The following is a 23,584-nucleotide window of genomic DNA, read 5'->3' as shown; positions in this document are numbered from 1 at the left end:
GAGTGTAGAAACATATGTATGGCTGAACTGAAACTGGGCTACAAGGCGTCTGCGGAGCAGTTCGCGCCCCGTGAACTCGTCGAACTCGCGGTGCTGGCCGAGGAACACGGCATGGACAGCGCCACCGTCAGCGACCACTTTCAGCCATGGCGCCACGAAGGCGGGCACGCCCCGTTCTCGCTGGCCTGGATGACCGCCGTCGGCGAGCGCACCCAGCGGATCGTGCTCGGCACGTCGGTGCTCACCCCGACGTTCCGCTACAACCCGGCCGTCATCGCCCAGGCCTTCGCCACGATGGGCTGCCTCTACCCCGACCGGATCTTCCTCGGCGTCGGCACCGGCGAGGCACTGAACGAGATCGCCACCGGCTACGAGGGGGAGTGGCCCGAGTTCAAGGAGCGCTACGCCCGGCTGCGGGAGTCGGTGCGACTGATGCGCGAACTGTGGCTCGGCGACCGGGTCGACTTCGACGGCGAGTACTACAAGACCAAGGGCGCCTCGATCTACGACGTGCCCGAGGGCGGTATCCCGATCTACATCGCCGCCGGCGGACCGCAGGTGGCCAAGTACGCGGGCCGCGCTGGTGACGGCTTCATCTGCACCTCGGGCAAGGGCGAGGAGCTCTACAAGGACAAGCTGATCCCCGCGATGCGCGAGGGTGCCGAGGCCGCGGGCAAGAATCCCGACGACGTCGACCGCATGATCGAGATCAAGATCTCCTACGACACCGATCCCGAACTGGCGCTGGAGAACACCCGCTTCTGGGCGCCGCTGTCGCTGACCGCGGAGCAGAAGCACTCGATCGACGATCCGATGGAGATGGAGAAGGCTGCCGACGAGCTGCCGATCGAGCAGGTCGCCAAGCGCTGGATCGTCGCCTCCGATCCCGACGAGGCCGTGGAGAAGGTGAAGGACTACGTCGGGTGGGGCCTCAACCATCTGGTGTTCCACGCCCCCGGACACGACCAGAAGCGCTTCCTGGAGCTGTTCCAGCGGGATCTCGAACCGCGGTTGCGCCGCCTGGGATGATCCGCGTCCTCGCGACGGTGCTCGGCCTGCTCGGCCTCGTCGTCGCCGCGGCCGGTATGGCCGCCCGCTATCTTCCGCTGTCCAACCAGCCGCTGCTGATCGTCGCTGCGGCGGCGCCCTACCTGCTGCTCGCGGCCCCTGTCGCCGCGGTGCTGCTCCTGCTCGGTCGGCGCTGGCTGTTGGTCATCCTGGCCGTCGCGCTGACCGCGGCGGCCGTGGTGGTGTACCTGCCCCGCTACCAGGCGCCGACGACGCCCGAGCGCCACGACGTCGACGTCCGCGTGCTCACCACGAATCTGGCCATGGGGCAGGTGGATCCGCGGGCGTTCGTCACGCTCGCGAGCGAACGGGCCGACATCGTCGCGGTGCAGGAGATGACGCAGCAGGCGGCCGCCGGGCTGTCGAGCGCGGGCATGGACGTCGCCTTCCCCTACCGGGTGATCGCGCCCGCCCAGTTGGCCTCCGGCATCGGGGTATGGAGCCGCTACCCGATCGTGAATTCCGGTCGCATCGACGGATACTCACTCCCGATGATCGGTACCCGCGTGCGCATCCCCGGCGTGGTCGTCGACGCGACCGTGCTGTCGGTGCATCTGGCCGCGCCGTGGCCGCAGGACATCAGCCATTGGCGCGGCGACATCGCGCGGCTGCCCGACACGCTGGCCGAGATCGGCCGCACGGCCGGGGCCGGCGCGGTGATCGTCGGCGGTGACTTCAACGCGACCGCCGACATGGCGCCGTTCCGGGCCTTGCTCACCGGCGGGTACGCCAACGCTGTCGGCGGGGGCGGGTTGCTGCGCACGTACCCGCAGAATCGTGTAATGCCGGCACTTCTCGGCATCGACCACATCCTCACCAAGAACGCCGACGCGACGTCGGTGTCGACGGTGGACGTGGCGGGCACCGATCACCTGGGCTTGGTGGCCACCGTGAGCGTGCCGGTGGACATGACGTCGAGCTGACTCGGCGACATGACCGGCCGGCCGGTGGTCCGGTACACCCGGAACATCTCGTCGGAGGTGGGTCCGTCGGTGGTGTAGCCGAGCGCTGCGATTCCGGCGCCGTCACCCCAGAGTGACGGGTAGCGACGATTCAGCGCGTCCGGCACGTTGCGTTGTGGATTGGTGGCGACGATGTAGCGAATCCCGAAGTCCCACGGGCGATTCAGCGCTGCGGTGAAGTCGTAGTCACTGGTGATCACGAACTGCTTCGGATGCTCCGACGACAGCCAGACGCCCCAGGTGAGGAACGTGTCCATCAACACCGAACCCTCCGGCAGATCCAAGCTGTCGAACCACTGCGCCAGGCGTCGCTCGCTGAGCAGGCGGCGGCGGGCCGGATCTTCGCCCGGGGGATGGGCTTCGGGGTCGATCAGCGAAGGGAAGCCGGCCTCGAGCTGGCCGTAGGCGATGTCCTGGTCGACGATCAACGGCGTGGTGACCGGGATGGCCACCGCCACCGAGGCCGCTACCAGCGCGGCGGCCACCGCCCGCACCGCTGTCTGCTTCTGCCAGCAGGCCAGGCCGACGCAGATCACCAGCGGGATCGCCAGCAGATAGAACCGGAACCAGCCGAAGGTCAGCGAATTATGCTGTGCCACTGCGGCAAAGGTGAGAGTTGCACCGAACACGACGACGGGCACCAGCGGTACGGCGCGCCTGCGGGCCACCGCGGCCACCACGGCCACCGCGACGGCGATCCCAATCAGGGGCTGCATGCCCAACAGGCGGGATGCGACCACCGACCACTGCGCGCCCGCGTCGGCCGTACCGCGGGCGAGCCGGCCCGCGACCTGGCTCGCGTTCCCGTACTGGGAGGACATCGTCGCGAAGAACTCGTCGTTGATGATCCAGCCCGTGATCGCCCACGCGAAAAAGGCTGTCACGACGGGGAATGCGACGATCACCACGTCGGCCGCGGTGGCCGACCACCGGATCTCGCGGGCGGATCGCCGCCACGTGATCACCGCGACCAGCGTCACCGCCGCCGCGGCGGCCGGGATCACCTCGTAGCGCGCGAGATAGCCGACACCCAACGCCATTCCGGCCCAACCCAGATCGCCCACCCAGTGGCTCGTGCACCAGCGCATCAGGTAGCGCACGCACCACAGCAGGCAGAACATCTGCGCGGCCTCGCTCAACCCCGAGGCGCCGTAGATCACGATCATCGGATGCAGCGCGAATCCGGCGACGGCGACGCGCCGCAGGAGCGTGGACACCCCGACGTCGAACGCGATCCGCCGGACCATCAGGGCCGCGCCGGACATGAACAGCGCGCTCTGAACCACCCCGGCAAGGCCTGCATGTTTCAGCACCGACAGGCCGGGCCACTGGCTCATCCACACCAGCGGCAGCTCCACCAGGCTGGGCAGGGGATTCCACACGAAGCCGATCGCCGACAGGTGCGGGTGCCGGGACTGCAGCGCGAAGCCGGCGTTCGCCACCCGGTTCGGGGCGTCCGGTTCGAAGATGTTGTACCGCAACACCAGAACCGATCCGACGACCACGTAGAGGAGGCAGAGCGTGCCGAACAGCGCGACGCCGGGCCACCGGCGCGACGGGTTCACGCGCGGCGGCGGCGGATCAGCACAGTCGCGGCGGCGGCCACGGCAGCGGCACCGACAGCGGCGATGCTCGCCCAGGCCCACCACTGCCATCCGACTCCCGGCGCGGGCTGATGGGGCATCGAATCCCCTTCGTTGACCGAGAGCGTCACCGTGTCACCGGCGATCCCGGTGGCCACGACGTCACCGGTGAGCGATCCCCACCGGTTCGGCAGATCCCGCACGTGATCGAGGGTCGCGTCGACCAGGGTCCAGTCACCGGTGCCGGTGACCGCGACCACTGCGCGACCGCGGTCGGTGAACGCCTGGACCATGCCCAGCGGAGCGTGCAGATCCACCGACGTACTGGCGGCGGAGGTGTCGGCGCTGCCGACGTCCACGGTGTCGGTGGCACCGGGCAGCAGCGGCGGATGCATCCCGGCGTCGGCGAGCTCGCGCCCGCCGCTGACCACGAGTGCGCTCGATCCCGAGGACGCGGCGTCGGAGAGTTGAGTGATCCTAGGCCGCAGCGTGATCTGTGTCTGCTGGGCGATCAGGTTCAGCGCGGCAGCGGCGTAGCGCAGGTGCTGCGGGCTGTCGATCGCGACGTCGAAGTTCGGGGTGAAGGCCATTGGCAGAGCGGGGAAGCCGCCGCGGTTGCCTGCGCCCGGCTTCACCGTCACCGTGGACTGCGGATCGATCGAGAACGTGACGCGATCGTTGAGCGGCGGGCAGTCCTGGCGGGGGATGTAGCGCAACTCCATGGCGAGGCCGACGTTGCTGGTGATCGCCTCGGCGGGGATGTCGCCGGTGATGTCGAGGGTTCCGGAGCCGTCGAGGCTGTGGGTGGCGAGCACGGTGTCACCCGAGCGCACCAGCACCGATCCCTCCCCGCCGACGACGGGGGTGTAGTGGGCCTTCAGGTGCACCGCGGCGCCGTTGATCTCGCCGACGCCAAACGCGGCGACGTCGAAACCGGTGTAGAGCGTGGTGGTTCCGGCCACCGAGGTCTGCGCCGCGATGCCGAGCTGGCCGAACGTCTTCACAGTCGAGGACACGTCGGAGGCTTCCCGGCTCGAGACGAGCATCGCCGAGTTGCTTTGCGCCAGGCCGATCCGACGGTCGGTGAACAGGCCGACCTGGGTGGTGAGCTGCTCGCCGGTGCCGGTGATCGCGAGGACGGCCGCCGGTGTGCCCGGGTTCTCGACCGTGATGCCCGGGCGTCCGCCGTCGCGGATGTCGATCACCCGGGTGGTGCCGGACAGTGACTGCAGCGAAACGACACCGGGCTCTTCTCCGGTGGTCACGTCGATGCGGACCGGCATGGGGCGGTAGAGCCGGGTGAGCTTGGCGACCAGATCGAGCGCGGCCTGCTGGGCGGCGGGTGAGGGCTCGCGGTCGACGCGGATCACCACGTGGTCGAGGAAGCCCGGGAGAAAGCCCGCGACGCTGGTGGGATCCGGCGCGGGTCCGGAGAACGTGGTGGCCAGGCGGCTCAGCGTGACCGCGGGCGGTTGCGTGCACATCGTCGCCGCGGGGCCGGAGTCGCGGACGACGAAATTCAGCCTGGCCCGCCCGTCGACCACCTGGGCGGCCGAGGTGTCGACGGTGAACGGAACGCTGATCGCGCCTGCCGGCAGCGGGATGACGCCGAGCACGACACCGCGGCCGTCGAGCACGTCGACGCGCCCGTCGGTCACGTTGACGATGGAGCCCACTTCACCGGTGAGGACGGTCGGGATCACCCCGGTGGGTACCGGAACCGACGTGTCCGCAGGCAGATTCGCGCCGACGATGTCCATCCGGTCGGAGAGCCCGAGTTGTGCCCAGCCGATCGCCGGGGTCACCGACGGTCCGGCCACCGCTTCCACGTACGGGTCGGCAGCAGCGGGTGTCACGGCGGGCAGGACCGCGAGAGCGGCCGTCACCGCCAGCGCCGTGGCGAGGCGGGGGAGCGCAAGCTTCATCGATCGGAACCTTCCAAGGGGGTGGAGTGGGGCTGGCTGAGTCCGTGCACCGTCTTCTCCCAGAAGGACGGCCGAAATATCAATTGGTAGATCGCTTTCAGCGCTGCGATGGACTGCAGCACCCAGTAGAGCGGGGTCAGCAGGGCTGCCCAGGCGAGATGCGGTTTGCCGAGCGCCCGCGTCACGATGACGCCGGAGTAGACCGACAGCGGGGAACCGATGAGGAACAGCGTCAGGCACACGTAGTAGGTGAGCGGCGGGAACAACACCTCGATGAACGGCGGCCGGCCCAGCACCCAGACCAGCAGCGCGAACCAGAACAGTATGTTGACTGCACTGGTGATCGGAACGCCTCCGGTCATGTTGATCAGGCGCAGAGTGGCTTTGGTGCCGATCGTGCGGTGCAGTCCGATGGGGTCACGCAGGGCCACGAGCATCGTCTGCAGGTATCCCTTGTACCAGCGGGACCGCTGGCGAATCCAGTTGACGACGTCGGAGTTGGCCTCTTCCAACGTGATCGAGTCCAGGATCAGCGTCCGGTAGCCGTGCCTGGCGAGCCGCACACCGAGATCGGCGTCCTCGGTGACGTTGAACTCGTCCCAGCCGCCGATCTCCCGCCAGACCGAGGCGCGCATGTGGTTCGACGTCCCACCGAGGGGCACCACGCACCGGGCCTGCTCGACCGCGGGCAGCACCACGCCGAACCACTGGTCGTATTCGAGGGAGAAGAACCGGGTGAGCAGGTTCTGCCGTTCGTTGAAGTAGCCCAGCCGTGCCTGCAGGCACCCGATGTCGGCCGGCAGTTGCCGGAAAGCCGCTGCCGCGCGGCGTAATTGCAGTGGATCGGGAACGTCTTCAGCGTCGTAGATCGTGAGCAGCTCGCCCCGCAGGTCCGGCAGCGACATGCCGTAGTTGCAGGCCTTGGGTTTGGTCTTGGGCAGGCTGTGCGGGACGATGACCACCCGCACCGAGGTCAGATCCGCGCCCAGAAGTGCTGTCTGCGTGGCGATGTCGTCTTCTTCGACCAGCAGCAGGATCTCGAGCCGATCGGCCGGGTAGTCGAGCTTGCCGACCCCGTTGATCAGGTTGGTCACGATCGAGGGTTCGTCGTAGACCGGCAGCAGGACGGTGTAGACGGGCAGCTCGTCGTCGGGGATCGCCAGCGCTTCGTCGGCATCGATGCGGATCAGTGCGGAGGCGTGCAGTCCGCGAAGGAGGAGCAGGTTCCGGTCCAGGCTGGAGACCAGGTACAGCAGCGCCACGAGTGCGGTCACGGCCGGCAGCACGATATGCGGCCAGCAGATGATCGCGGCCACGGCAGGTACCACGGCCAGGCCGGCGCGGGTCAGCGTGCGCGGGCCCAGCAGCGTGCGCGCCGACAGATGCGCGGCCAGGCGTTCAGACATGTGCGGCAGCGTTCACCTGATCGACGACGGCGCGGGCGCGCCCGAGGACCAGCTCGTCGATCTGCCCGGTGTCGTCGGGCTGCTGGCGCGCCAGCCACATCAGCGGACGCACCGACGCGGCGGGAAGGGACAGGGGTGCGGGAGCCGGGGGAGGGATCGTGCCGGTCAGTGACTGGCTCACGATCACGGTGATCCGCTGGTACACGGCTCCGCTGGCCCAGGTCCAGGTCACCGCGTACCAGGGCGCCTCGGCGCCGGTGGTGACGGCGTCGGCGTTGCTGTGCAGCAGTCGCGCGCCGGCGGGCAGGGGGTCAGCCGCGGGGCGGTAGTCCAAGGGGCGGGCCGACGGATACCAGACCGCGTCGGCGACGTCGCTCAGCGCGCCGGCGTCGGGCGTGGTCATCACGTCGACGGCTGCGGCGGGCAGCCCGTCGACCGGGAGCATCGAGAACCGCTGCAGCGTGCTGCCCGGGCCGAGGTAGCGCGTGATGAACGGGTAGTCGCGGGGCGCCCCCCAGGCCGTCCGCCCGATCCAGGCGGGATCCGCTGACGCGGCGGCGGCGCGCGCCGGTGTGGCCGGCACGCTCAGCAGTGGCAGCGCCGCGGCCAGGAGCGCCAGGATCGCCATGGCCGGCGCGGACCGCGTGGGCAGGGGAAACGCCTGCGGTGCAGAAGTCCCCCGTGACCACACGACCAGCATCGTCGAGACGGGGAGCACGCCGGCGACCAGGATCGCCGCGACCGGTTCGCCCTGCGGCGCCACGCAGGCGACCAGTAGTCCGACGGACAGGCAGGTCAGGGTCGCGGCGGTTCGTAGGCGCCGCGGTGTCCCCGGTGTCCCGAGTGCGACCCCGATCGCACCGATCCCGGCGGAGACGGCCACCGCCGCGCGGTCGCCGCCGCCCAGTTCCGCGGTCACCAGCAGGAAGGGCAGGGGGGTCGTGACGGCCAGCGCGAACGCCCAGAGGGCCCACATCCGTACCACGTGGCGGACTCCGAACAGCACGGTCAGCACACACGCAAACCAGATCACGCCACTGAGTGCGGGCAGGCGCCACAACCCGGCGAGCGTGGGTAGCCGATCGGAGAGGACCCCGATCCCCGTGACGCCGGCGACGCCGAGGAGGACTGCGACGATCCAGTCCGACTCGGCGTCGCCGACGCCACAGGGCGGGGTGCGGTGACCGGCGGCGACGACGGTCAGCAGAACGGGGACAGCGAGCAGGTACGTGCAGCGCGATCCGCCCGGCAGATCGTGGAGTAACCCGAGGTAGAGGGGCGCCCAGCCGCCTGCGGCGAGCGCGGTGGCGGCGAGCATGCGGACCACGAACGGGTTCAGTCTGGCGGTCTCGGTAGCCGCCTCTGCCGTGCCGGGCAGCGCCCTGAGCGCTGTCGTGCTCCGCAGGTCCAGAACGGACATGAGACCCCCAGGTGATGCTGCGCTGTCGAAAAAACTCCGGACCGTGCAATTTCAGCGATGACATTCAAAAAGCTAATTAACGTCTCTGTCAGCACGTTGTACGCAGTGAATCACGTTCAGCAAACTTCGACAACTTACCGTCGAGTAAATTCGCGCCCGGCGGTTCCGTAATGTCCGCCGCTGGCCATCCACGGTGGGATCGGGCAGGCTTTCGATGTGCCTGACGCTTCTCGGACAGCAAGAGCGATCTACGTCGCCTCACCTGAAGGGGACACCGGAAAATCGACCATCGCGCTGGGCATCCTGCACCGGCTCGCGGCGACCGTCGCCCGCGTCGGGGTCTTCCGGCCGATCACCCGCATCAGCGAGGGGCGCGACTACATCCTCGAGCTGCTGTTGACCCACACCACGGCCGGTCTTCCCTACGAGGAATGCGTCGGGGTGAGCTATCAGCAGCTGCACGACGATCCCGACGGCGCGCTCTCCGACATCGTCGACCGGTTCCACCACGTCGCCGACCGCTGCGACGCCGTGCTGATCGTCGGCAGCGACTACACCGATGTCGCCACTCCCAGCGAACTCTCGACCAACGCACGCATCGCGGCCAACCTCGGCGCCCCTGTCGTACTCGCGGTCAAGGGGCTCGGCAGAACCCCCGAACAGGTCGCCCAGGTCGTCGGGCTGTGCATCGACGAGATCGCTGCGCAGCACGCGCACACCGCGGCCGTGGTGGTCAACCGGTGCGACCCTGCGCAGCTCGGCCAGGTCTCCGAGGCGCTCGCCGAGGTGGCGCCGCCGAGTTACGTGCTGCCCGAGGAGCCCCTGCTGGTGGCGCCCTCGGTGGCAGAACTGCTGACGGCCGTCGAGGGTTCGATGGTCCAGGGTGACCATGCGCTGCTGGTTCGCGAGGCCGAAGACGTTCTGGTCGCGGGCATGACCGCCGAGCACGTGCTGGAACGGCTGACCGAGGGGGTCGCGGTGATCACCCCGGGTGACCGCTCCGACGTGGTGCTCGCCGTACTCAGTGCCCATGCCGCAGAGGGCTTTCCGTCGCTGTCCTGCGTCATCCTCAACGGCGGCCTGCCGCTCCACCCTGCCATCGACGCACTGGTGAGCGGGCTGGGGCTGCGGGTGCCGATCCTGCAGACACGGTTCGGTACGTTCGAGACCGCCAGCCGCGTCGCGGCGACCCGCGGCCGCGTGACCACCGAATCGCCCCGCAAGGTCGACACGGCGCTGGCCCTGATGGACACCTACGTCGACACCGCAGACCTGTTGGCCCGCTTGACCATTCCGATTCCGTCGGTGGTCACTCCGCAGATGTTCACCCACCAGCTGCTCGACCAGGCCCGCCGTGACCGGCGGCGCATCGTGCTGCCGGAGGGGGACGACGACCGCATCCTTCAGGCCGCGGGACGACTGCTCAAGCGCAATGTCGCCGACCTGACCATCCTCGGTGACGAGCAGCAGGTGCGGGCGCGGGCGGCCGAGCTGGGCGTGGATTTGTCCGCCGCCGACATCCTCGATCCCCAGCGCAGCGAGCTGTGTGACCGGTTCGCCGAGCAGTACGCCGAGATGCGCAAGCACAAGGGCGTGACAGTCGAGCGGGCCCGCGAAACCATGCACGACGTCTCGTATTTCGGCACGATGCTGGTGCACAACGAGATGGTCGACGGCATGGTCTCCGGGGCCCGGCACACGACCGCGCACACGGTGCGTCCGGCGTTCGAGATCATCAAGACGATGCCCGATGTGTCGACGGTGTCGAGCATCTTCTTCATGTGTCTGGCCGACGAGGTGCTCGCCTACGGAGACTGCGCGATCGTGCCCGACCCCACCGACGAGCAACTCGCCGACATCGCGTTGTCGTCGGCGCGCACCGCCGCGCAGTTCGGTATCGAACCGCGGGTGGCGATGCTGTCCTATTCCACCGGCACCTCCGGCAGCGGTGCCGATGTCGAGAAGGTCAGGAAGGCAACCGAATTGGTCCGCACGCGCGATCCCGAGCTGCTGGTGGAGGGGCCGATCCAGTACGACGCGGCGGTCGAACCGTCCGTCGCGGCCACCAAGATGCCTGACTCCGCGGTCGCCGGTCGGGCGACCGTGCTGATCTTCCCCGACCTCAACACCGGCAACAACACCTACAAGGCCGTGCAGCGCAGCGCCGGCGCGATCGCGATCGGCCCGGTGCTGCAGGGGTTGAACAAACCCGTCAACGATCTGTCGCGCGGCGCGCTGGTCGAGGACATCGTCAACACGGTCGCGATCACCGCCATCCAGGCGCAGGGGATCACCCGATGACCGATACCGTTCTGGTCCTCAACTCCGGCTCGTCATCGGTGAAGTACTCTGTCGTGCAACCGGATTCCGGGCTGACGGTGGCCGACGGGATCGTCGAGCGCATCGGCGACGACGCGAAGGTGCCCGATCACCGTGCCGCGCTCGACGTGGCCTTCGAGGCGCTCGCGGAGGACGGTCATCACCTCGACGAGCTCGGTCTGGTGGCAGTCGGGCACCGCGTGGTGCACGGCGGCCCCGAACTGTACCGGCCCACCGTCATCGACGACAGCACGATCGAACGCCTGCAACGCCTGTCAGCACTTGCGCCGCTGCACAATCCGCCCGCACTGCTCGGCATCGAGGTCGCCCGCGCGGCCCTGCCCGACCTGCCCCACATCGCAGTGTTCGACACCGCGTTCTTCCACGACCTGCCCCCCGAGGCGGCCACCTACGCGATCGACAGCGAGGTCGCCCAGCAGTGGCACATCCGCCGCTACGGTTTCCACGGCACCTCGCACCAGTACGTCAGCGAGCAGGCCGCCTCCTACCTCGACGTCCCGCTGTCCTCGCTACGGCAGATCGTGCTGCACCTGGGCAACGGCGCCTCGGCGTCGGCGATCGTCGGCGGCCGGCCGGTCGAGACGTCGATGGGGCTGACCCCGATGGAGGGGTTGGTGATGGGCACCCGCTCGGGCGACATCGACGCGGGCATCGTGATGTACCTGTGGCGGGAAGCCGGGATGTCGGTCGAGGACATCGAGACCATGCTGAACCGGCGCTCCGGCGTTCGTGGGCTCGGCGGCGAGATCGACTTCCGTGAATTGCACCGGCGCATCGACGGCGGCGACGCCGCCGCACGGCTGGCCTACGACGTCTACATCCACCGCTTGCGCAAGTACATCGGCGCCTACCTGGCGGTGCTGGGTTCCGCCGACGTCATCACCTTCACCGCAGGGGTGGGGGAGAACGACGCACTGGTGCGCCGCGACGCACTCTCAGGGCTCACCGCGTTCGGCATCGAGGTGGACGAGCACCTGAACGCGAGTCCGTCCCGCGCGGCGCGACGGATTTCGGCGACAGGGGCGGCGACGACGGTGCTAGTGATCCCGACCGACGAGGAGCTTGCGATTGCTCGGGCGTGTGCGGATGTACTTGGCGGAGCCGGCGGCGACGGGTAGCTCCCGGTCCGGATCGCAGATGCGCAGCAGCCGCAGCACGTGCGACCCCGCCAGCAGCGACCACCGCACGCCCGCCCGGCTGCACAGCACGTCGATGTGGGTCAGCGCGGCGAACCCTGATGCGGCGAAGAACTCCACGGTCTGCAGATCGAGAATCAGCTTGCGCGACTGGCCGAGCCGCTTCTCGATGTAGTGGGCCAGCGCGGTGGCGTTGGCGGCGTCGATCTCGCCGTGGATGGTGACGAGCACGGTGTGCGGCGGCAGATGGCAGGCCGAGAAGGTCGCGCGGTGCTGTTCCTCGCGCAGATCGAAGGCCGTCGGGTCAGGACGGAACACGCGCTGGGTGCTCATCGCCGTGTGCTCATGGAGGTCTCCCTGGGCGAGGATGCCGGGATGGGGGGAAAGCTGCCCTAGGTCTCAAAGCGTGGCGCCGACGTTACTACGAATTTCGTAGGTTGACCATAATTTTTCGTCGATCGGTCGAGGTGGTCCAGCCGCCAGATTAAAGGTATAGACGCTATGGCAACGGATTTCGTCGTCAGAAGGTCGACATGGGCCGCACGCTGTTGGCAAGGTCGACCAGCGCATAGCGGTGCGCCTGTGTCGGTGCTACCCGGGCGAGACTGCGCAGTGACGCCTCGACCCCGAGCTGCAGGCCGTGCTCGGTGAACGGGAACCCGAGGATGTGGTTGGTGCTCGCGGTGTGGTCGGCCAGCCAGTCCATCGCGGTGCCCAGCACCAGGGCGCGAATCTGCAGCACCCGGGGCTCGGTGTCGGGCAGCGCCTCGACCCGGCGGGCCGCATCGCGGATCTGCTGCTCGGTGATCTCCCCTGCGGACCGACCGGACAGCAGCGTCACCGCACTCGTGAGCCGGGCGGTCGTGAAATGCCGTGACGTGGCGGGCACTTCGTCGAGGGTGCGCACCGCGGCCTCGCGTTGACCGGCCGCGGATTGAGCCCGCGCGAGACCGAAGCCGGCGGAGATCACGCCGTTGTCAGTGCCCCACACGGTCTTGTAGAACTTCTGCTCGTCGGCGCTCCCGGCGAGCTCCGCGGTCGCCGCGAGTGCCAGCTTCGGGGCCAGCTCACCGGGCAGTGTGTCCAGCACCTCGCTGAAATACTCTGTCGCCGAATCATGATCGGCGGTCAGCAGCGCTGCGACGGCGCGGAACCAGACCAGCCGCCACCGCCAGCCCACCCGTTCGGCGAGCTCGTCGAGCTTGCGGGTGGCCTTGGCGACGTCGCCGAGGTCGAGCAGCGCGCGAACCTCCATCAGGGGCAGCTCGATCGACTCCGACAGGTCGATCCCCTCGGAATCCAGCGCACCGTGCCTCGCTGCCCGCAACGAATCCAGTGTCTGCACAGGCTGACTCAGTACCGTCGCGCTCAGGATCGTCGCGCCGACATCGGTCGGATCGACCAACGGCACCTGCAGAGCCCGCACGATCTCCTGGGCGGTCAGCTTCTCCGAATGCACCTGGCCGTCGAGATAGACGTCGGTGTGGGCGACCAGCAGATCCACGCCGAACGTCGACCGGGACCGGCTGAACGTGGTGGACAGGCCGGGCCGCGGCAGCCCCGTGTCCTGTGCCACCACTTCGCGCAGCACGCCCATCAGCTGGCTCGACATCTCCTCGGCACTGGCGAACCGGCGCCTCGGGTCGGGATCGATGGCACGGCGAAGTAACCGGCCGAACGAGTCGTACTCGGTGAGCACCGGGTCGTCCTCGGGCAACCCGTCGGCGTATCTGCCCTTGCGGGTGCGCATCCGCAGCGTCAGCGCCGCCAGCGTGCGGCCCACCGTGTAGATGTCGGTGGCCACGGTCGGCCCGGTGCGCACGATCTCGGGAGCCTGGTAACCCGGTGTGCCGTAGAGGTATCCGAACGAATTGATGCGTGACACCGCACCGAGGTCGATCAATTTCAGCTGGTCCTCGGTGACCATGATGTTCTCGGGCTTGAGGTCGTTGTAGACCAGACCGATGGAGTGCAGATAGCCCAGCGCGGGCAGGATCTCGAGCATGAAGCCGATCGCCTCGGCCACCGGCAACCGGGTCTTCTCACTGGGCTTGAGATGGGTGGCCTGCTTGAGGGAGGTGCCGCCGACGTACTCCATCACGATGTAGCCGACCGGGTTGCCGTGCTTGTCCTCGTGCTCGACGAAGTTGTAGATCTTCACGATGCCGGGATGGGTGACCTGGGCCAGGAATTGGCGTTCGGCCATCGCGATGGCCTGGGCCTCGGCGTCGCCGGAATGCACCAGACCCTTGAGCACCACCGGCCGGTCGTTGACGTTCTTGTCGAACGCCAGGTACACCCAGCCCAGGCCGCCGTGCGCGATGCAGCCCTTGATCTCGTACTGGTCGGCGACGATGTCGCCGGCCGCCAACTGGGGCAGGAACGAGTACGCGCTGCCGCAGTGCGGGCACCAGCCCTCCGAGAGCGCCTTGCCGTCCGTCGACGAGCGGCCCACCGGGCGGCCGCAGTTCCAGCAGAACCGCTTCGACTCGGCGACCACAGGGTCGGTCATCAACGCGGTCAACGGATCTCGCGCCGGCACCCGCGGGATCTCGACCAGACCGCCGCCCAGGCGCCGCGTGGGCGAGAGCGCGCGCGTCATCGTCGTCGCCTGATCCTGCGGCTCGGTGTCGCCGGTGTGGAACCCGGAATGGAACGACGTGTCGTCATCATCGTCGTCGTCGTCGAAGTTGGGCCGGAACACCGCCTGTGTGGCCATCGGCCGCACCGTCGAGATGGAGTCCTCGCTCAGCTCGGCCAGATCGGCGAACGAGGCGGGCTGGGTGCCGGGATCGTCCCCGGTGTCGGGTTCGGTCATCAGTCCGAATACCTCGCCACCGGCGGGGAGGGCGCGGGGCCCAGCACCGTCAACCACTTGCGGTACAACGTGTTCCACGTGCCGTCGCGGCGGATGCGCTCCAGGGTCCCGTTGACGAACCGGACCAGGCCGGGGTTGTCGAGATTCACCCCGATGCCGTAGGGCTCCTGGTTCATCGACGGTCCGACGATGTGCAGGTACGGATCCTGGGACACCAGCCCGGCCAGGATCGAGTTGTCGGTGCTGACCGCATCGACCTGGCGCTGCTGCAGTGCCACCAGGCAGTCGGCCCATGTCACCACGCCGACGATGATCGGCGGCGGCGCGATCTCCTGGATGCGCTGCAACGATGTCGTGCCCTTGGCCACGCACACCCGCTTACCGGACAGGTCGGCCGCCCGGCGGATCGTCGAGTCGCGGGGAGCCAGGATCCGCTGGTCGGCGGTCAGGTACGCGGTCGAGAAGTTGACGAGCTTCTTGCGTTCGCACGTGATCGTCATGGTCTTGACCACCACGTCGACCTCGTTGTTGCGCAGCGCCGCGATCCGGTCGGCCGAGGACAGGATGCGGTACTCCACCTGCGAGGGGGTGCCGAAGATGTCGCGGGCGATCTCCCCGGCGATGTCGACGTCGAAGCCGGTGATCTCACCGGTGATGGGGTCGCGGAAGCTGAACAGGTTGCTGCCGATGTCCAGGCCGACGATCAGCCGGCCGCGTGCCTTGATGTTGGCCACCGCGGCCTCGGCCTCGGCCTCGGTGTCGAAGGGCCGCAGGCTCGCGGTGCGATCGCACTGGTCATCCGGCAGCGACGGCGGCTGGGCGGGACCGGGCGGCAGCTCGGCCATCCCGGACGGGGACGGCGGCGCGAGCGTGACCGTCGGCGTCGGCACCACCGGCGCGCTCTGCCCGCACCCTGCGAGGAGCAGCGCGGCCGTCAGCATCGCAAGTCTCTTCACGCGATCACCTGTACTCGCTCAGTCGCGGCCAGATGCCCAGCGCCACCGCGATCGCCGCCATCACCGACAGCACCGCGGCGCCGACCGTGGCGCCGGAGAGCACCCGGCGCGCGTTGACGATCTCGTTGCGCAGCTGGGCCCGGCTCTGCTCGATGCCGTTGGTCAGGGCCTCGTCGAGTTTGTCGAACGCCGGTGTCGCATCGTCCTCGCCGACGCCGAGGGCGACCTGCGTGGCGGCCTGGTAGTTGCCGACCGCGATGTAGGCGGTGATCCGGTCGTCGGCGGCGCGCCACCGGTTCAGCAGCGCGTCGGCGTCGGCCAGGTTGGTCTTGTCGATCGAGTTGTCGGTGCCCAGATAGCGGGCCAATTGCTCCTGCATCTGATCGATGCGCTGGTAGTAGGACTGCTTGCGCACGTTCTCGTCGCCGCGCCGGATCAACGACAGGGTTTCGTCGGCGCGCGCCTGCTGGGCGGTGATCGCGAGCGTGGTGACGGTCTTGAGGGACTCGGCCGCGGTCTCCTTGGCGCTGCGGCTGTCCGAGGTCGAGATGATCAGCGCGGTCCCCACCCAGATCAGCATGATCAGAACTGCCATGCCGCCCGCGACGAAGCCGATGTTCACGCGGCGCCGGGTGCGTTTGGCCAGCCACCGGTTGGCGAACGCGCCGAACAGCAGCGTGCCGACGACGATCAGGATGACCGGGCCGGGAATGCGGGTCGACGCGGTGGTCTCGGCGTCGACGCGCGCGGAGGTCTGTTCGTAGAGCCGCTGGGCGTCGGGCAGGATCTGCTGCTGCATCAGCGAGGACGCCTCGGACAGGTACGAGGAGCCGACCGGGTTGCCGGCCCGGTTGTTGGTGCGGGCGGTCTCGACCAGACCCGTGTAGACGGCGAGGCGGGCGTTGATGCGGCCGAGCAACTGCACCAGCGGTTCGTCGGTGAGCCCGCTGGACGCCCGCGCGACCGCGACCGCGGCGTCGGTGATGGCCTGTTCGTAGCGTTGTCGCACGGCTCGCGGCTCGGCCCCGGCGATGAACGCGGTGGCGGCGGCGGCGTCGGCGACCGAGAGCGTGGTGTAGAGCTGGCCGGCGGCGAAGGCCAGCGGCTCGGTCCGGTTCAGCACTGTGGTCAGCGCTTGCTGACGGTCGTTGATCGTGGTCGACGTGGCGAAGGCACTGGCGATGACGAGCGTGGCCAGGATCAGCCCGATGGTCAGGATGCGACCCGGCGTCGTCCACAGGAACCACCACCGCGGGTGGGCCGTGACCGTCGGTGACCGCGACGCAAGAGGCTCGGTCGACGGGTGCGCCAACTCGACTGTCACGTGTGCGCGGACCTCATCCCGGTCTCGATCTCAACGGCGGTCATGCAACTCTATCGGTGCAAAATCTCTGAGGGAATTCTAAGAGATTCGTGGCCGACGCGTGCGGATTCGCGGTCGCGACTCGCGCTCGATCCGATGTCGTTCCCTAAGCTGGACGGGTGCGTGGTGACGGTGACGGGTGGGTGGTATCGGCCGGCGGGACCGCCTACTGGGGTAGGCACGGCGCCGCCGGTCTGCTCCTGCGGGCCCCGTTGTCGGACGGGTCGCTCGCGGTGCTGCTGCAGCATCGGGCGCCGTGGAGTCACCAGGGTGGGACGTGGGGGCTGCCGGGAGGCGCCCGCGACAGCCACGAGACCGCCGAGCAGGCCGCGATGCGCGAGGCCCATGAAGAAGCCGGGCTGCCCGCCGAGCAGGTGGTGGTCCGCACGACAGTGGTGACGGCCGAGGTGTCCGGCTGGTCCTACACGACTGTGATCGCCGACGCCGAGGCGGTGCTCGAGACCGTGCCGAACCGGGAGAGCGCCGAGCTGCGCTGGGTGGCCGAGGACGAGGTGGCCGACCTGCCGCTGCACCCGGGGTTCGCGGCCAGCTGGGACCGGCTGCGTGAGGTCGCGGCCACCATCCCGCCGCTCGTCAACCCGTAGCGCGCCCCGCCGCTTTGAGTGCCGCCTTGAGCTGTGCCGCTGCGGCCCGCGGATCGTCGGCGGCGGTGATGGCCCGGACGACGACGATGCGGCGCGCCCCGGCCTCGAGGACCTCCGGCAGCCGGTCGGCGTCGATGCCGCCGATCGCGAACCACGGCTTGGCGGGATTCAGCGCGGCAGTCGCCCGGACAAGATCCAGGCCGGGCGCGGGCCGACCGGGTTTGGTCGGTGTCGGCCAGCACGGCCCGACACAGAAATAGTCGACGGGCTCGTCGATCGCCGCGGTCACCTGGTCGATGTCGTGGGTGGAGCGCCCGAGCGTGCCGGAGAAGATGCGGCGGGCCACCGGCAGCGGCAGGTCATCCTGCCCGAGGTGCAGCACGTCGGCGCGCGCCGCGTACGCGATGTCGGCGCGGTCGTTGACCGCGACCAGCGCGTGATGGCGGCGCGCGGCGTCGGCGAGCACCTCCAGCGCGGCCAGCTCGTCGCGGGCCTCCAGTGGACCGAACTGCCGTTCTCCCGGCGAGCCCTTGTCGCGCAGTTGGATGATGTCGACCCCGCCGGCCAGTGCGGCGTCGGCGAATTCCGCGAGATCGCCGCGTTCCCGGCGGGCGTCGGTGCACAGGTACAGGTGGGCGTCACGCACACTGCGAACCGTAGCGTCCCCGCGACGTAGGCTGGGAGGCGACAACACCGTCCACACGGGAGTCCCGGGTACGGGGACTGAGAGTGAGCCAGCCGGCTCTGACCGTCGCACCTGATCCGGGTCATGCCGGCGAAGGGAGTAGCAGCAGTGAACCCCCATCCGCAGCGGCTCGCCGTCATCGGCGGCGGCGTCATCGGCCTGGCGATCGCCCGCCGGGCCGCCCAGGACGGCTGGCGGGTGCGGGTGCACCGGTCCGGTACTCCCGGCGCTTCCTGGGTGGCCGGCGGCATGCTCGCCCCGCACAGCGAGGGGTGGCCCGGTGAGGAACGTCTGCTGCAGATCGGGCTGGCCTCACTCGCGCTCTGGCGCGACGGCTTCCTCGACGGACTGCCGCCCGAGGTGGTCACCGCCCGGGAGTCCCTCGTCGTCGCGGTGGACCGCGGCGACGCCGCCGACCTGCGAACCGTGGGGGACTGGCTGTCGGCCCAGGGGCATCCCGTCACGCCGACCACCGCTGCCCGCGACATCGAACCCCTTCTGGCGCAGACGATTCGGCACGGCTTCATCGCCGAGACCGAACTCGCAGTGGACAACCGTGCGGTCGTCGACGGGTTGGCCGCGCACTGCGAGCGGTTGGGTGTCGAGTGGGCGCCGCCGGTCACCGCGCTGACCGAGGTGAGTGACGCCGACACGGTCGTGATCGCCAACGGCATCGACGCGCCGTCGCTGTGGCCGGGCCTGCCGATCCGGCCGGTCAAGGGCGAGGTGCTACGGCTGCGCTGGCGCCGCGGGTGCCTGCCGATCCCGACGCGGGTGGTGCGGGCCCGCGTGCACGGACGGCAGGTCTACCTGGTGCCGCGCGCCGACGGCGTGGTGGTGGGCGCGACCCAGTACGAGCACGGCCGCGACACCGCGCCGACGGTGACGGGCGTGCGGGAGCTGCTCGACGACGCGTGCGAGGTGATGCCGGCGCTGGGGGAGTACGAGCTGGCCGAAAGTGCCGCGGGCCTGCGCCCGATGACCGAGGACAACGTGCCGCTGGTGGGCAGGCTCGACGAGCGGACTCTGGTGGCCGCCGGTCACGGCCGGTCGGGTTTCCTGCTCGCGCCGTGGACGGCCGAGACCATCGCCGCCGAACTACGGGTACTGGAAGGAGCGACGCCGTGAAGCTGACGGTCAACGACAAGGCCGTGGAGGTCGACGGCCAGGTCACGGTCGCCGCGCTGCTGGACCGGCTCGGCTACCCGGAGAAGGGCATCGCCGTGGCGGTCGACTGGGCGGTGATCCCCCGGTCGCAGTGGGATGTCGAGCTGACCGACGGAGCGAAGATCGACGTGGTGACGGCGGTGCAGGGTGGCTGACGTGGTCGAGCGTACGACGGGGACGCTGAGCATCGCGGGCCGCGAGTTCGGGTCGCGGTTGATCCTGGGCACCGGCGGGGCGGCGAATCTCGCCGTGCTCGAGGAAGCCCTGGTGGCGTCGGAGACCGAACTGACCACCGTGGCGATGCGACGGGTGGACGCCGACGGCGGTACGGGGGTGCTCGACCTGCTGACCCGGTTGGGCATCACACCGTTGCCCAACACCGCGGGGTGCCGCGGTGCCGCGGAGGCGGTGATGACCGCGCAGCTGGCCCGCGAGGCGCTGCAGACCGACTGGGTCAAGCTCGAGGTGATCGCCGACGAGCGGACGCTGCTGCCCGATGCCATCGAATTGGTGAGGGCCGCCGAGCAATTGGTCGACGACGGCTTCGTGGTGCTGCCCTACACCAACGACGATCCGGTGCTGGCGCGCCGGCTGGAGGACACCGGGTGCGCAGCGGTCATGCCGCTGGGGTCGCCGATCGGTACGGGGCTCGGCATCTCCAACCCGCACCACATCGAGATGATCGTCGACCGAGCGTCGGTGCCGGTGATCCTCGATGCGGGCATCGGGACGGCCAGCGATGCTGCGCTGGCGATGGAATTGGGTTGTGACGCCGTGCTGTTGGCGACGGCGGTCACCCGGGCCGCTGACCCGGCGGCGATGGCCGCGGCGATGTCGGCGGCGGTGCGGGCCGGCTACCTGGCACGCCGCGCCGGCCGCATCCCGAAGCGCTTCTGGGCCCAGGCCTCCAGCCCGGCCCTATGAGTAGGTATGTGGCGCTGGGTAGTTCGATGGCTGCCGGGCCCGGTATCCAGCCACGGGTGCCGGGAACTCCGCGCGCTGCCGGCCGATCGGCCCGCAACTACGCACACCTGGTCGCCGAAGACCGCGGGTTCGACCTCGTCGACGTCACCTACTCCGGGGCGACCACGGACCACATCCTGACCGATTCCCAGCGTGGCGCCCCTCCCCAGATCGAGGCGCTCGACGGCACCGAAGCGCTCGTCACGATCACGATCGGCGGCAACGACGTGGGCTACGTGCCGATGCTGTTCGCCGCCGGCCTGCCCGCGGCGACCCGCGCGATCCCGCTGCTGGGTGGCCGACTCCGGGATCTGCTGGACCCGGCCGAGCGGTACCTGGCGCTCGACGCGGTCAGTGCCGCCCTGGTGGAGGTGGGGCAGGCGGTCCGCCGGCGCGCACCCCGGGCGACGGTGCTGTTCGTGGACTACCTGACCCTGCTGCCGCCCGCCGGCGTCCCCGCCCCACCGCTGAGCGATCACGATGTCGCACTGGGCCGCCACCTCGCCGGTGAGCTCGAACGGTTGACCGCCGAGGCAGCCGAGGCCACCGGCTGCGGGCTGGTTGCGGCCGGTGCGGCCAGCCGCGAGCATCACGCGTGGTCATCCGATCCGTGGACCACCCGATTCGGCTGGCCCGTTCCGCGGCGGGCGGCACCGCTGCACCCGAACGCCGCGGGCATGCGTGCCGTGGCAGACCTGGTGATCACCGCGCTCTGATCGACAGGTTGTCGAATCTCTCAACACACTGTTGACCAGGTCGACATGATGTTGATAGCTTTACAACATGACCGAATTTGTCGACGTCGTCATCGTCGGAGCCGGGATCTCCGGCATCAGCGCCGCATGGCATCTGCAGGAACACTGCCCGGGCAAGAACTACCTCATCCTCGAGCGGCGTCAGCAGCTCGGCGGCACCTGGGACCTGTTCAAGTACCCCGGAATCCGGTCGGATTCCGACATGTACACCCTCGGCTTCCACTTCAAGCCGTGGGCGACCGACCAGATGATCGCCGACGGCCCCTCGATCTGGAAGTACCTCGACGAAGCCGCCACCGAGAACGGCATCGCCGAGCACATCCGCTACGGCCAGCGGGTCGTGGCCGCCAACTGGTCCGACGAACACAGCCGGTGGGAGCTGACGATCGAGCGCGACGGCGAGACCGTCGAGCTACATACCGGATTTCTGTGGGCCTGCAGCGGCTACTACAACTACGACCAGGGCTTCTCCCCGGACTTCGCCGGCGCCGAGAACTTCGGTGGCACCGTCGTGCACCCGCAGCACTGGCCGCAGGACCTCGACTACCAGGGCAAGAACATCGTCGTGGTCGGCAGCGGGGCCACCGCGATCACCCTGATCCCCGCGCTCGTCGACAGCGGCGCAGGCCACGTGACGATGCTGCAGCGCACCCCGACCTACATCGGTTCCCTGCCCGACAAGGACCCCTTCGCCAAGCGCGCCTACCGGTTGATGCCGGAGAAGGCCGCCTACACCGCGGTGCGCTGGAAGGCGATCCTGCAGGCGACAGCGCAGTACCAGCTCGCGCGCACCCTGCCCAACGTCTTCCGGAAAGCGTTGCGCACCATGGCCGAACGGCGCCTGCCCGACGGTTTCGACTACGACAAGCACTTCGCCCCCGACTACAAGCCGTGGGATCAGCGCGTGTGCCTGGCCCCCAACGGTGATCTGTTCAAGACGATCCGCAAGGGCAAGGCTGACGTCGTCACCGACGTCATCGACCACTTCACCGAAGACGGCATCGCGCTGAAGTCGGGTCAGCAGCTCGAGGCCGACATCATCATCACCGCAACGGGTTTGAACGTGCAGTTCTTCGGTGGCGCCGAGGTGCTTCGCAACGGCGAACCGCAGGACCTGTCGAAATCGGTGGCCTACAAGGGCCTGATGCTCTCGGGTCTGCCGAACGTGGCGTTCACCTTCGGCTACACCAACGCGTCGTGGACGCTCAAGGCCGACCTCACCTCGGAGTACGTCAGCCGGTTGCTGCACTACATGGACAGCCGCGGGTACGACACCGTGGTGCCGCGCGATCCCGCCCCGGACGTCGAGGAGCTCCCGTTCGTCGATCTGACGTCGGGCTACATCAAGCGGGCCCTCGATCGCCTGCCGAAGTCGGGATCGAAGGCGCCGTGGCGCCTCAAGCAGAACTACCTCGTGGACCTGCGCGTCATCCGCAACGGCAAGATCGACGACGGCACGCTCGAATTCAGCAAGCAGCGGGCGCTGGCCAGCGCCTGAGTATCTCGGCGTAAGTTCCCAGATGTGACCGACGCGCAGCCGCTGACCTTCGATCTCGATCATCTGAAGGTCAGCGCGCTGGCGTGGGGTCCCACCGACGGGCGGCTCGCGTTGTGTTTGCACGGTTTTCCCGACAGTGCGTGGGGCTGGCAGAAGTTCGCGCGGCTGCTCGCCGCGCGGGGCATGCGGGTGGTCGCGCCGTTCTCCCGCGGGTACGCGCCCACCGGCCCCGCCCCCGACGGTGACTACCACATCGGGGCGCTGATGCACGACGCACTGGCGGTCCATCGCGCGCTCGGAGCGCCCGACGACGCGGTGGTGATCGGCCACGACTGGGGCGCGTTCACCGCGGCCGCGCTCGCGGCACACCCCGAGTCGCCGTTCGCCGCGCACATCACGATGGCAGTCGCGCCGATTGGAGCGGTGAACCGGGCCCGCGGCGATGCCGCCCGACAGCTACGGCAATTGCCCCGCCAGCTACGCAACAGCTGGTACATCCTGTTCTTCCAGCTGCCCCGCATGCCCGAGCGTCTGCTGCCGCGCGTCATCCGCCGGCTCTGGCGGGACTGGGGCCCGGCCGGTTTCGACACCGGCGCCGAGCTCGACGCGGCGTTGGCCGCGCTCCCGAGCGCGGCACACCATCGCGCGGCACTCGGCTACTACCGCGCGCTCGTCCGCCCGGGCAGACCGCAACAGCGCTACGCCGACCTGCACCGGTGGCGCTTCGAGCTGCCGCGCGTTCCGATCCTGCACCTGCAGGGCGTGCAGGATGGCGCGATGCTGGTCGACTACGCCGAAGCGGTGCGCGACGTGCTGCCTGCCGGGAGCACGGTCACCGCGCTCCCGTCGGCCGGGCACTTCCTCCAGATCGAGGAGCCGCAGCTGGCCGCCGACGCGGTACTGGAGTATCTGGGCGCGCGCTAACGTGGTGCGG

20 protein-coding genes and 1 riboswitch are annotated in these 23,584 nt (G+C 69.2%); of the genes, 11 read left to right on the top strand and 9 right to left on the bottom strand.

All coding sequences use genetic code 11. The annotated features are described in order from the left end of the window. Nucleotides 1-18 precede the first annotated feature (18 nt). Together fgd and PGN37_RS03170 are read left to right on the top strand one after the other, a co-directional pair. Nucleotides 19-1,029 carry a glucose-6-phosphate dehydrogenase (coenzyme-F420) gene (gene fgd / locus PGN37_RS03175; protein WP_335329568.1) on the top strand — a complete coding sequence of 337 codons (1,011 nt, stop codon included), beginning with the start codon at nucleotides 19-21 and terminating at the stop codon, nucleotides 1,027-1,029. Next, a complete protein-coding gene (locus PGN37_RS03170) occupies nucleotides 1,026-1,991 on the top strand; it encodes an endonuclease/exonuclease/phosphatase family protein (RefSeq protein ID WP_335329567.1) in 966 nt (321 codons plus the stop codon). The genes fgd and PGN37_RS03170 overlap by 4 nt, the downstream gene beginning before the upstream one ends. Here the strand turns inward: PGN37_RS03170 and PGN37_RS03165 are convergent. The 4 genes from PGN37_RS03165 to PGN37_RS03150 are packed head-to-tail and all read right to left on the bottom strand — an operon-like array spanning nucleotide 1,937 to nucleotide 8,364. Beyond that, nucleotides 1,937-3,595 carry a hypothetical protein gene (locus PGN37_RS03165; RefSeq protein ID WP_335329566.1) on the bottom strand — a complete coding sequence of 553 codons (1,659 nt, stop codon included), beginning with the start codon at nucleotides 3,593-3,595 and terminating at the stop codon, nucleotides 1,937-1,939. The two genes, PGN37_RS03170 and PGN37_RS03165, sit on opposite strands and share 55 nt — an antisense overlap. Continuing rightward, nucleotides 3,592-5,538, bottom strand: a complete 1,947-nt coding sequence (locus PGN37_RS03160) for a hypothetical protein (RefSeq protein WP_335329565.1) — start codon at nucleotides 5,536-5,538, stop codon at nucleotides 3,592-3,594. Before PGN37_RS03160 ends, PGN37_RS03165 begins: the two co-directional genes overlap by 4 nt. Then, nucleotides 5,535-6,944 (bottom strand): glycosyltransferase family 2 protein, encoded by a 1,410-nt coding sequence (locus PGN37_RS03155; RefSeq protein WP_335329564.1) that lies wholly within the window; start codon nucleotides 6,942-6,944, stop codon nucleotides 5,535-5,537. Before PGN37_RS03155 ends, PGN37_RS03160 begins: the two co-directional genes overlap by 4 nt. Next, complete coding sequence (locus PGN37_RS03150; protein ID WP_335329563.1) at nucleotides 6,937-8,364, bottom strand: hypothetical protein; 1,428 nt, start codon at nucleotides 8,362-8,364, stop codon at nucleotides 6,937-6,939. The genes PGN37_RS03155 and PGN37_RS03150 overlap by 8 nt, the downstream gene beginning before the upstream one ends. A gap of 216 nt (nucleotides 8,365-8,580) precedes the next feature. Here PGN37_RS03150 and pta point away from each other — a divergent pair, with 216 nt between their 5' ends. Then, complete coding sequence (pta, locus tag PGN37_RS03145) at nucleotides 8,581-10,665, top strand: phosphate acetyltransferase (protein WP_335329562.1); 2,085 nt, start codon at nucleotides 8,581-8,583, stop codon at nucleotides 10,663-10,665. Further along, entirely contained in the window at nucleotides 10,662-11,822 is a 1,161-nt protein-coding gene (locus tag PGN37_RS03140) for an acetate kinase (RefSeq protein ID WP_335329561.1), read from the top strand. Before pta ends, PGN37_RS03140 begins: the two co-directional genes overlap by 4 nt. Here PGN37_RS03140 and PGN37_RS03135 read toward each other — a convergent pair. From PGN37_RS03135 to glnX, 4 genes are all read right to left on the bottom strand, one after another. Next, the gene (locus tag PGN37_RS03135; RefSeq protein WP_335329560.1) at nucleotides 11,742-12,173 is read right to left on the bottom strand and encodes an STAS domain-containing protein; all 432 of its coding nucleotides are present in this window, start codon (nucleotides 12,171-12,173) and stop codon (nucleotides 11,742-11,744) included. The two genes, PGN37_RS03140 and PGN37_RS03135, sit on opposite strands and share 81 nt — an antisense overlap. Nucleotides 12,174-12,360: 187 nt before the next feature. Continuing rightward, a complete protein-coding gene (locus PGN37_RS03130; protein WP_335329559.1) occupies nucleotides 12,361-14,658 on the bottom strand; it encodes a serine/threonine-protein kinase PknG in 2,298 nt (765 codons plus the stop codon). Next, nucleotides 14,658-15,599 carry a glutamate ABC transporter substrate-binding protein gene (locus tag PGN37_RS03125; RefSeq protein ID WP_335329771.1) on the bottom strand — a complete coding sequence of 314 codons (942 nt, stop codon included), beginning with the start codon at nucleotides 15,597-15,599 and terminating at the stop codon, nucleotides 14,658-14,660. The genes PGN37_RS03130 and PGN37_RS03125 overlap by 1 nt, the downstream gene beginning before the upstream one ends. Nucleotides 15,600-15,618: 19 nt before the next feature. Next, a complete protein-coding gene (gene glnX / locus PGN37_RS03120; protein ID WP_335329558.1) occupies nucleotides 15,619-16,938 on the bottom strand; it encodes a protein kinase G-activating protein GlnX in 1,320 nt (439 codons plus the stop codon). Nucleotides 16,939-17,096: 158 nt separating this feature from the next. Here glnX and PGN37_RS03115 point away from each other — a divergent pair, with 158 nt between their 5' ends. Then, entirely contained in the window at nucleotides 17,097-17,582 is a 486-nt protein-coding gene (locus PGN37_RS03115; RefSeq protein WP_335329557.1) for an NUDIX hydrolase, read from the top strand. Here PGN37_RS03115 and thiE read toward each other — a convergent pair. Next, nucleotides 17,572-18,228 (bottom strand): thiamine phosphate synthase, encoded by a 657-nt coding sequence (gene thiE, locus PGN37_RS03110; RefSeq protein ID WP_335329556.1) that lies wholly within the window; start codon nucleotides 18,226-18,228, stop codon nucleotides 17,572-17,574. The genes PGN37_RS03115 and thiE overlap by 11 nt on opposite strands. 45 nt (nucleotides 18,229-18,273) lie before the next feature. Further along, a riboswitch (TPP riboswitch) is annotated at nucleotides 18,274-18,383 on the top strand. On the opposite strand from thiE, the gene thiO reads away from it, so the two are divergent. From thiO to PGN37_RS03080, 6 genes are all read left to right on the top strand, one after another. Further along, entirely contained in the window at nucleotides 18,376-19,395 is a 1,020-nt protein-coding gene (thiO, locus tag PGN37_RS03105) for a glycine oxidase ThiO (RefSeq protein WP_335329555.1), read from the top strand. Its footprint overlaps the riboswitch before it by 8 nt. Then, nucleotides 19,392-19,589 carry a sulfur carrier protein ThiS gene (gene thiS / locus PGN37_RS03100; RefSeq protein WP_335329554.1) on the top strand — a complete coding sequence of 66 codons (198 nt, stop codon included), beginning with the start codon at nucleotides 19,392-19,394 and terminating at the stop codon, nucleotides 19,587-19,589. Before thiO ends, thiS begins: the two co-directional genes overlap by 4 nt. 25 nt (nucleotides 19,590-19,614) lie before the next feature. Next, nucleotides 19,615-20,358, top strand: coding sequence for a thiazole synthase (locus PGN37_RS03095; protein WP_335329770.1), 744 nt, complete (start codon nucleotides 19,615-19,617; stop codon nucleotides 20,356-20,358). After that, complete coding sequence (locus PGN37_RS03090; RefSeq protein ID WP_335329553.1) at nucleotides 20,355-21,113, top strand: SGNH/GDSL hydrolase family protein; 759 nt, start codon at nucleotides 20,355-20,357, stop codon at nucleotides 21,111-21,113. Before PGN37_RS03095 ends, PGN37_RS03090 begins: the two co-directional genes overlap by 4 nt. Before the next feature lie 67 nt (nucleotides 21,114-21,180). Then, the gene (locus tag PGN37_RS03085; RefSeq protein ID WP_335329552.1) at nucleotides 21,181-22,650 is read left to right on the top strand and encodes a flavin-containing monooxygenase; all 1,470 of its coding nucleotides are present in this window, start codon (nucleotides 21,181-21,183) and stop codon (nucleotides 22,648-22,650) included. A 24-nt stretch (nucleotides 22,651-22,674) separates the two neighbouring features. Next, a complete protein-coding gene (locus PGN37_RS03080; RefSeq protein WP_335329551.1) occupies nucleotides 22,675-23,574 on the top strand; it encodes an alpha/beta fold hydrolase in 900 nt (299 codons plus the stop codon). Nucleotides 23,575-23,584 lie beyond the last annotated feature (10 nt).

Source organism: Mycobacterium kyogaense, assembly GCF_036946525.1.
Lineage (GTDB): Bacteria > Actinomycetota > Actinomycetes > Mycobacteriales > Mycobacteriaceae > Mycobacterium > Mycobacterium kyogaense_A.
Note: the sequence above shows the minus strand (reverse complement) of the source record. Positions and strands in the feature narration are given on the sequence as shown.